This window comes from Streptomyces sp. SID11385 (assembly GCF_010548245.1).
In the GTDB taxonomy this organism is placed as follows: domain Bacteria; phylum Actinomycetota; class Actinomycetes; order Streptomycetales; family Streptomycetaceae; genus Streptomyces.
The window spans coordinates 1-8,220 of sequence record NZ_JAAGLR010000791.1; the positions used below are offsets into that span (position 1 = coordinate 1).

General features: G+C 73.3%; 8 protein-coding genes and 1 pseudogene. 5 read left to right on the forward strand and 4 right to left on the reverse strand.

Translation table 11 applies throughout. The annotated features are described in order from the left end of the window. On the forward strand, nucleotides 1-391 hold a 391-nt coding region (locus G3I42_RS24440; protein WP_164289338.1), incomplete at its 5' end, for a helix-turn-helix domain-containing protein. A gap of 13 nt (nucleotides 392-404) precedes the next feature. On the opposite strand, the gene G3I42_RS24445 is transcribed toward G3I42_RS24440, so the two are convergent. Next, the gene (locus G3I42_RS24445; protein WP_164289340.1) at nucleotides 405-1,076 is read right to left on the reverse strand and encodes a peroxiredoxin-like family protein; all 672 of its coding nucleotides are present in this window, start codon (nucleotides 1,074-1,076) and stop codon (nucleotides 405-407) included. A 163-nt stretch (nucleotides 1,077-1,239) separates the two neighbouring features. Here G3I42_RS24445 and G3I42_RS24450 point away from each other — a divergent pair, with 163 nt between their 5' ends. The 3 genes from G3I42_RS24450 to G3I42_RS24460 all read left to right on the forward strand — a co-directional run bounded on the left by G3I42_RS24450 (nucleotide 1,240) and on the right by G3I42_RS24460 (nucleotide 5,281). Further along, nucleotides 1,240-1,869, forward strand: a complete 630-nt coding sequence (locus tag G3I42_RS24450) for a TetR/AcrR family transcriptional regulator (RefSeq protein WP_164289342.1) — start codon at nucleotides 1,240-1,242, stop codon at nucleotides 1,867-1,869. A gap of 221 nt (nucleotides 1,870-2,090) precedes the next feature. Next, a complete protein-coding gene (locus G3I42_RS24455) occupies nucleotides 2,091-3,437 on the forward strand; it encodes a diaminopimelate decarboxylase (RefSeq protein WP_164289344.1) in 1,347 nt (448 codons plus the stop codon). A 341-nt stretch (nucleotides 3,438-3,778) separates the two neighbouring features. Next, nucleotides 3,779-5,281 carry an amino acid permease gene (locus tag G3I42_RS24460; protein ID WP_164289346.1) on the forward strand — a complete coding sequence of 501 codons (1,503 nt, stop codon included), beginning with the start codon at nucleotides 3,779-3,781 and terminating at the stop codon, nucleotides 5,279-5,281. Between the two features lie 125 nt (nucleotides 5,282-5,406). On the opposite strand, the pseudogene G3I42_RS37810 reads toward G3I42_RS24460, so the two are convergent. From G3I42_RS37810 to G3I42_RS24470, 3 genes and pseudogenes are all read right to left on the reverse strand, one after another. Further along, nucleotides 5,407-5,556, reverse strand: a pseudogene (locus G3I42_RS37810) (Uma2 family endonuclease); the annotation flags it as partial. A gap of 304 nt (nucleotides 5,557-5,860) precedes the next feature. Continuing rightward, nucleotides 5,861-6,352, reverse strand: coding sequence for a hypothetical protein (locus tag G3I42_RS24465; RefSeq protein WP_164289348.1), 492 nt, complete (start codon nucleotides 6,350-6,352; stop codon nucleotides 5,861-5,863). A gap of 51 nt (nucleotides 6,353-6,403) precedes the next feature. Next, on the reverse strand, nucleotides 6,404-7,222 hold the full coding sequence (locus G3I42_RS24470) for an SAM-dependent methyltransferase (protein ID WP_164289350.1): 819 nt from the start codon (nucleotides 7,220-7,222) through the stop codon (nucleotides 6,404-6,406). A 440-nt stretch (nucleotides 7,223-7,662) separates the two neighbouring features. On the opposite strand from G3I42_RS24470, the gene G3I42_RS24475 reads away from it, so the two are divergent. Beyond that, nucleotides 7,663-8,115, forward strand: coding sequence for a hypothetical protein (locus tag G3I42_RS24475; RefSeq protein ID WP_343244652.1), 453 nt, complete (start codon nucleotides 7,663-7,665; stop codon nucleotides 8,113-8,115). Nucleotides 8,116-8,220: the final 105 nt, after the last annotated feature.

An 8,220-nucleotide genomic window follows, 5' to 3' on the forward strand; every position in this document is an offset into this window, starting at 1 on the left:
CGCGCACCTCGTGCTGCGGGTCCTGAGCGCGCGCGAGGGCCTGCCCGAGGTCGCGGCGGAGGACGACGTACGGGCCGCGCTCGACGCGCTCCGTGTCACGGACGCGGTCGCCGCGCTGACCCCGCCGCCCGACGCCCCCGTCCGCGCGCTCCTCGCGCACGACGAGGAGCACCGCGCGGACCTCGCCCGCACCCTCGCCGCGTACCTCGACCGCTTCGGCGACGTCCCGGCGACGGCGAAGCTCCTCGCCGTCCACCCCAACACCCTGCGCTACCGCCTCCGCCGCCTCCAGGACCTCTTCGGCATGGACCTCGCGGACCCCGACACGCGTCTCGTCGCGGAACTGGGCCTGCGCGCGGCGGGCTTGCTGCCGTGGACGGCGCACCGCTGAGGCACCGGCCGGCTCACCCCGGCAGGCCCCCGAGGTGCCGGTCCACCGCCTCCACCAGCGCCTCCGGTTCGGTGCGCGTCGTGTAGTCGGGGTGCACGTCGAGCCACCGCACGACCCCCTCCGCGTCGAGCACGACGGTCGTCGGCATCGGGATCGCGCCCGTGCCGTCCGCGTTCGCCGCCGCGACGTCGAGGCCGAGCGCGCGTTGCGCCTCGCCCGCCTCCCGCGTGGCCTCCGTGAGGATGCCGAGCGCCGCCGCGAGCTTGTTGCCGGGGTCGGAGAGCACGGTGAACGTGAGCGCGTTGGTCTCGGCCGTCGTGAGCGAGCCGTCCGGGCGCTGCGGGCTCACCGCGATCAGCCGCACGCCGCGCGCGTCGAGCGCGGGCCGCACCCGTTCCTCGTACGTCCGCAGCGTGAGGTTGCAGTACGGGCACCAGGCGCCCCGGTAGAAGACGAGGACGGCGGGCGCTCCGCCGCGCGCGGCGGCGAGGGACGTCGGCTCGCCGTGGCCGTCGAGGAGGTCCGCGTCGGGGAGCGGGGCGCCGGGCGCGGGGACGGCGGTGGTAACCGGCGTCGCGGCGAGCGCGGCCTGTTCCCCGGCGAAGGCGCGCAGCGCCTCCGCGGGCACCGCGCCGGCCATCTGCTCCTGGAGCCGGGCTACTTGGGTGGCGATGGATTCGGGCACGACGGACCTCCGGCAGACGGATCGGGGCGGCCATCGGACGACCGGCCCCTTGTGCTGCCATGGTTCGCCGCGAAAAATGGGTTGTCGATACCAGAAAATCCGCCGGGCCGAAGAACACGAGAGCGGACTTCGCCCGGCCCAGGACCACGAGAGCGAGCCCGCGATGCCGACGAACGCCCCCGGCGCCAAGCCCCCGCGGCTGACCCCGAAGGGCCGCGCCACGCGGGAGCGGATCGTCGCCGCCGCTGCCCGGCTCATGACGCGGCAGGGGGTCGGGGCGACGACGCTTGAGCAGGTGCGCGAGGCGGCCGAGGTGAGCGGTTCGCAGGTGTACCACTACTTCGACGGCAAGCAGGACCTCGTACGCGCCGTCGTCGCGTACACGCGCGGCGACGTCCTGGACATGCAGCAGCCACTCCTCTCGCGCCTCGACTCGCTCGCGGGCCTGCGCGCCTGGCGCGACGGGATCGTGGCGCACCAGCGCTCCCTGGGCTGCCGGGGCGGCTGCCCGCTCGGGGCGCTCGGCGCGGAGGTCGCCGAGCACGACGCGTTCGCCCGCGGTCTCGTCGCGGAGGCCTTCGACCAGTGGGAGGACGAGATCAGGGCGGGCCTGCGCGCGATGCACTCGCGCGGCGAGTTCACGCCGGGCACCGACCCGGACGCCCTCGCGCTCGCGCTCCTCTCGGCGCTCCAGGGCGGCCTCCTCCTCACCCAGATCCAGCGCAAGACCCTCCCGCTGGAAACGGCGCTCGACACGACGCTGGCGTACATCGGGACGCGGATGCGGGAGTGAGGGCGCGCCCTCGCGGGGCGCCTTGTCCTCCCGTACGAAACGCCCCGTCCCCCTTCTCACTTCCGGACAACCCCCCGTCCCCTCCCCCGCCCCGCTTGTCCGCCCGTACGAGGAGCCCCGGCGCGACGTGGGCCGATTCGCCGCAGACGGGGTGCGCGCGGGTGCCGGAGAGTGGTGCCCGTACGACCGCACCCACCGGAATCCGGCGAGGAGACCCGACGATGGAACACGACTCCCTGGCCCGCAGGCACGCGGCGCTGCGCGAGGCCGCGCGCGCCGGGCTGGTCGGCCCCGAGGCCCCGGTCGCGGGCTTCGTCGACGTCACGGGGGTGCGCGAGGCGGTACGCGAACTGCGCGCCGCCTTCGCCGGGCCCGCGCCCGTCCTGCACACGTTCGCCGTGAAGGCGGCCTCCCTCGTCCCGGTCCTGGAAGTGCTCAACGAGGAGGGCGTGGGCTGCGAGGTGGCAAGCCCCGGCGAGCTGGAACTCGCCCGCGCGGCCGGCGTCCCCGCCTCCCGTACCGTCTTCGACTCGCCCGCCAAGACGGTCGCCGAGCTGCGCGACGCGCTCGCGCACGGCATCGCGGTGAACGCGGACAACCCGCAGGAGCTGGCCCGTATCGACGCGCTCGTCGCCGAGGGCCCGACCGACTCGCCGCTCGGCGTGCGCGTCAACCCGCAGGTCGGTACGGGCTCGATCGGGGCCATGTCGACGGCGACGGCGACGTCGAAGTTCGGCGTCGCGCTGCGCGACCCGGGCGCCGAGGACTGGCTCGTGCGGCAGTACCTGGAGCGCCCCTGGCTCACGCGCCTCCACACGCACACGGGCTCGCAGGGCGTCGCCCTGGAGCTGATGGCGGAGTCGGTGCGGATCGTGTACGGGCTCGCCGAGCGCATCAACCGCGAGGCCGGACGGCAGCAGGTCGACACGATCGACATCGGCGGCGGCCTCCCCGTCAACTTCGAGGGCGAGGAGATCACCCCGCGCTTCGCCGACTACGCGAAGCTCCTGCGCGAGACGGTCCCCGACCTCTTCGACGGGCGCTACACGCTCGTCACGGAGTTCGGCCGCTCGCTGCTCGCGAAGCAGGGCTTCGTCGTGGCGCTCGTCGAGTACACGAAGACGTCGGGCGGGCGCCGTATCGCGGTGACGCACGCGGGCGCGCAGGTCGCGACCCGTACGGTCTTCGTCCCCGACTCCTGGCCGCTGCGCGTCGCGGCCTTCGCCCCGGACGGCACGCTGAAGGAGTCCCCCGACCTGGTGCAGGACGTCGCGGGCCCCTGCTGCTTCGCGGGCGACCTCGTGGCGCGCGGCCGTACGCTTCCCGAGCTGTCCCCCGGCGACCTGATCGCCCTGTGGGACACGGGCGCCTACTACTTCTCGACGCACTTCGCCTACAACAGCCTGCCGCGCCCGGCGGTCCACGGCTTCTGGACGGACGACGAGGGCCGTACGCGCTTCGCGCCGATCCGCCGGGCCCAGTCCCTGACGGAGCTGCTGGCGGAGAGCGGCGCGGCGGAGTCGGGCGCGCTGAAGGGGGCGGGCGAGCCGCCGCTGGTACGGCGCTGAGCGAGACGCGCGTACGGCGCTGAGCGAGACGCGCGTAGGGCGCTGAGCGAGACGTGCGTAGGGCGCTGAGCGAGACGTGCGTAGGGCGCTGAACGAGCCCCCCGTACCGCGCTGACCTGCGCGGATAACCCACAAGTGTATTCCGCACCTACCAATCGGTAGGGTGCTGCGGGTCCGGTGCGCACCCCCGTGCGTCCCGGACCCGCCCCCACCCGGAGAACGACCGGCACCTCGCCGCCGTCCCCAGCCCCCTGCCTCCCGCGCGCGGCCGTCCCCCACGGCGCCGCGCGGAGCAGGCGGGCGCGCGGCAGTGCCTCTTGGCAGTACGGAGCGAACCCCCCATGCAGCAAGGAAGCCCCCGAGCGACCGCGTCCCCCGGCGCCACAACCGCGCCTCCCCCGCCCTCCTCGCCCGCCGTGGTCCACGAGGAGGGCTACGCGCCGGGCCTGCGCCGCCGCCAGGTGCAGATGATCGCCGTGGGCGGCGCGATCGGGACCGGGCTCTTCCTCGGCGCGGGCGAACGCCTGCACAAGGCCGGCCCGTCGCTCGTCATCGTCTTCGCGGTGACGGGGCTCTTCGCGTTCTTCATCGCGCGGGCGATGGGCGAACTGGTCATGCACCGTCCCAGCTCGGGGTCCTTCGTCTCCTACTCGCGCGAGCTGCTCGGCGGCGAGAAGGCGGCATACCTCGCGGGCTGGATCTACTTCCTGCACTGGATCTGCTCGGGAATCGCGGAGATCACGGCGGTCGCGGTCTACCTCCACTACTGGAGCGCGTTCCGCGACATCCCGCAGTGGACGCTGGCGCTGGTGGCGCTCCTGGTCGTGCTGGGCGCGAACATGATCTCGGTGCGGTGGTTCGGCGAGTTCGAGTTCTGGTTCTCGGTGATCAAGGTCGCGGCGATCATCGCGTTCCTCGCGATCGGCTGCTGGCTGCTCGCGAGCCGCCACCCGATCCAGGGCGAGGCCGGGGGCCCGCAGCTCATCACGGACCACGGCGGGATGCTGCCGCACGGCTTCGTCGCGGCGATCGTCATCACGCAGGGCGTGGTCTTCTCGTACGCGGCGATCGAGATGGTCGGCATCACGGCGGGCGAGACGCACAACCCGCGCAAGGTCATCCCGAAGGCGATCAACTCCGTCTCGTGGCGGATCGTGGTCTTCTACGTGTGCTCGGTGCTCCTGCTCGTCCTGCTCCTGCCGTGGACGTCGTACAGCGGCGCGGAGTCGCCGTTCGTGACCCTGATGAGCAAGGTGGGCATCCCGGGCGCGGACGGCATCATGAACTTCGTCGTCCTGACGGCGGCGCTCTCCTCGTGCAACTCGGGCCTGTACTCGACGGGCCGCACACTGCGCTCGATGGGCCTCGCGGGCTCGGCCCCGCGCTTCACGACGAAGATGAACCGCCGCCACGTCCCCTTCGGCGGCATCCTCCTCACCGCCTCCTGCTACCTGGCCGGAATCGTCCTCAACTACCTGGTCCCGGACCGCGCCTTCTCGATCGTCCTGAACTTCTCGGCGATCACGATGATCGGCACGTGGGCCATGATCATGCTCTGCCAACTGGCCCTCCGCCACCGCGTCCGCACCGGCCGCGCCGCAGACCCCGGCTTCCACCTCCCCGGCGCCCCCTTCACCTCCTACCTGACCCTGGCCTTCCTCCTCCTGGTGGTCGTCCTGATGGCCTGCGACGGAGACATCGGCACCTGGACAGTCGCCTGCACGCCGTTGATCGCACTGGGCCTGTGGGGAGGCTGGTACGCGGTCCGGGGCCGGGTCAACGCCCTGGCGGCGGAACGGGAGTCGGCGGGGGTGCCGGGCCAGCGGGACGGCGCTGGGAGCTGAACTGGCCCACGCAGCCACTGGGTACGCGCGGAGGCCCCACCGGAGCGCATCCGGTGGGGCCTCCGCGCATCGAAAGCCCGAACGCCTCGGCCGACCCGCCCCCGGTCAGATGCGGCTGAGGTCGATCTCGACAGGAAAGGGCGCCGTGGTCTCGATGGTGCCGGTGAAGAGACCGGCTTCGCGGTGCCCTGGCACTGCTCCTCGGTCCAGGAGTCGTACCGCTCCGCCGTGATCTGCTCATGCATCCATGCGGGGGCCGCCCACTCGGCAGTCATGACGCACCTCCCGGACAGTTGACACGCGGAACCGCTCCGACTCAGGTCAGCGTACGGTCTCCGTCGGCTCAACCGCTCTTGGAGCCGCGGCCGGCCGCCGTCACGGCTTGCTGAGCAAGGGGTTGCCGAGGACGTCTTCGAGGCGGCCCGTTCGAAGGGGCAGGTGGCCAGAACCGCCCGGTCCGTGGGGCCCGGAAGGTGCCACCGCTCATCGGCCACCCCGCTCGTCCGAGGCCTCGCCCGCCGCTCGCCCCCGCAGCTCACGGCGGAGTGAGCGGCGGGTCCGGTTCCCGGCGCGAGAAGGTCACGCCACCGCCGTCAGGTGGTAGGTCGTGTCGACCTCGAAGCCGCCTGTGGAGCGGGCCTTGATTTCGAGGATGTACGGGCCCGGGGGGAGGGGGGCGAGGGCGGACCACAGGCCCCAGGCGACGTGGCGGGTCAGGCCCTTGGTGCGGAAGGGCTTCGACGTGTATTCGCGGAGGGGGAGGCTCTTGCCGTTCAGGGTCGCTTCCGCCCGGGTCATGCCCATCTCCGCGGGGACGGGGGCCAGCAGGTTGCCCGGGCCCACCGTGTTCACGACCGGCAGGAACAGGCGTCGGCCCGTCGGGATCTCGCACTTGCGCACGACCGTGCCGCCGTACGTGCCCGCCAGGAACCACACGTCGTCCGGCTGGTTCCAGTCCGCGTGCTCCCCCGTCGTGTCCCTCACCGGGTCGCGGTCGTCCGGCGCCGACCACGCCCACTTCCACCACCGCACCGCCAGCCGGCCCCCCTCGGCCTCCGTCGGCTCCCACATACCGCCCACACCACCCTCGTCATTCGTTCACATGATCAGAATGGCGTGACCTTACCTGCCCTGCCGGCCCGGGGCGGGTTTGCGGGCCACCGCCGCGTAACAGGCGGATTCCGCGGGGGTGGTGGGGTCCGGGGCTTCGGGGCGCCACGCGTGGCTCGGGACGAGGCCCGGGGCGAGGAGGTCCCAGCCCTCGAAGAAACGGGCGATCTCCTCGCCGCTGCGGGCCTTGCCGGGGGTGCCGGATGCCTCGTACGCCTGGGTGAGGCGCGCTATGCCCGCCGGGTCGAACTCCGGCGTGACGTGGCTGATCGCGAGCGTACTGCCGGGAGCCAGCGCGGACTTGAGGGCTTCGACGAGCGCGTACGCCTCGCCGTCGTCCGGGACGAAGTGGAGGAGGGCGTTGAGGGAGAGGGCGACCGGGCGGGAGAGGTCGAGCGTCGCGAGGAGGTCGGGCGCGGTGAGGAGGGCGGCGGGGTCGCGGGCGTCGGCCTGCACGTACGCCGTACGTCCCTGGCGGCTGCTGCGCAGGAGGGCGCGGGCGTGGGCGAGGACGATCGGGTCGTGGTCGGCGTAGACGACGCGCGCGGCGGGGCGGACGGACTGGGCGACCTCGTGCAGGTTGGGGCTCGTCGGGATGCCCGTACCGATGTCGAGGAACTGGTCGAGTCCCGTACCTGCCAGGAGCCGGACGGAGCGGTGCATGAAGGCGCGGTTGACGCGCGCCGTCGTGAGGATGACGGGGAAGGCCGACAGGGCGGCCGCCGCGGCTTCGCGGTCGGCCGGGAAGTTCGTCGTACCGCCGAGGAACCAGTCGTACATGCGGGCCGAGTGCGCGCGATCCAGTTCGAGGTCCACCGCGTACTCGTCCATCACCCATCAGCCCCTTCCGCGGGGTCTTCTGCCCCCGGTCCCGGGGGATCTACACGTCCTGGATCAGATGTGCGAACAGAAATCCGAGGTGTCGTCCGTTCGCAGACAAAGGGGTTATGGAGGGGCAGGTGGACACGAGACAAAGGGGGGCCAGGGTTGCGGGGTTGCCGGGGGTTGCGCGAGGACGCGCGCGGTGGCTCCCGGCGATGCGGGCTGATCAGGGCTAAGGAGCGGCGCCTGTGCGGTGCGAGCGAGGGGTGGGGGACGAAGGGGGTCGTCGGAGTGCGCGGAGCGGGGCGGAGGCGGGGCATGCGTCGGACGTGGCGGACACGGTGAACACGGCGGGCGCGGGTGCGGGTGCGGGCGCGGGTGCGGGTGCGGGCGCGGGTGCGGGCGCGGGTGCGGGTGCGGGTGCGGGTGCGGGCGGGAGCGTACGGGCCGTGCTCGATCCCGCGTTGATCGCGCCCCGGCGGCCGGATCTGACCTTCGACGCCTTCGCGGACTCGCACATGAGCCTGTGGACGCGGTACGCCGAGACGCAGGTGGGCGCGGCTCACAGCGACGAGGTCGTGGCCCGGGCGTGCGGGTGGTTGCGCGGGAACTGGCGACGGGTGCTGGGCTCGGACTCGGTGGCGCGGTACGCCTGGCGGGTGCTGAAGGCGGAGGTGCACGCGTGCGCAACGGAGCGGGGGGTGCGGCCCGTGGGCGAGGTGTCCGGGGCGGCACTGGCCGAACTGCCGGAGCGGCTGTACGACTTGGTGGTGCTGCGGTACGAGCTGGGCGTGGGGGACGCGGAGATCGCGGACTACCTGGGGATCGAGCAGGCGGCGGTGGGAGCGCAGGCGCGCTACGCGCGGGGACGCGTGAAGGGGCTTTCGGGGGTGGGCGAGTGAGGCCCGTACCGGCGCCGCTCGCGCCCGCGCCGCACGAGCAGGCCGCGCGGGATCTCGACCTGGCCGTGGCGCTCGTCGTGGACGCGCCGCCCGCCGCCGCGAGTC